The following is a 551-nucleotide window of genomic DNA, read 5'->3' as shown; positions in this document are numbered from 1 at the left end:
CAACTATGTTTGGACCGTTCCAACAGGAGCGACTGACCCAGGAAACGTTGCTACATTTGATGCAGCTATTTCAGGAACTTACTCAGTTGTAATTACTGACCCAACTTCTGGTTGTAGTAGTTCAAGTGTTTCTTCAGTTGTAACTATTAATGCTAATCCTACAGTAACTGTGAATAGTCCAACAGTTTGTGCTGGTACTCCAGCAACAGTAACTGCTACGCCAGGTACTTCAGGAACATATAATTATGTTTGGTCAGTACCAACAGGAGCGACAGACCCAGGAAACGTTGCAACATTTGATGCAACAATTTCAGGAACTTACTCAGTAGTTATTACAGATACAGCAACAAGTTGTACTAGTTCTAGTGCATCAGGAATTGCTACAATAAACGCTAATCCTACAGTTACCGTGAATAGCCCAACAGTTTGTGCTGGTACTCCAGCTACAGTAACAGTTACGCCAGGTGCTGCAGGTACATACAACTATGTTTGGACCGTTCCAACAGGAGCGACTGACCCAGGAAACGTTGCTACATTTGATGCAGCTATTT

At 42.6% G+C, this 551-nt stretch carries 1 protein-coding gene; it reads left to right on the top strand.

All coding sequences use genetic code 11. The features are described 5' to 3' along the window. Window positions 1-551 (top strand): hypothetical protein (locus ACYU7A_RS08100; RefSeq protein ID WP_460575600.1); only part of this gene is annotated, 551 nt, incomplete at both ends.

The sequence above is a fragment of the Flavobacterium koreense genome, from assembly GCF_054776075.1.
This window is presented reverse-complemented; position numbering and strand designations above follow the sequence as displayed.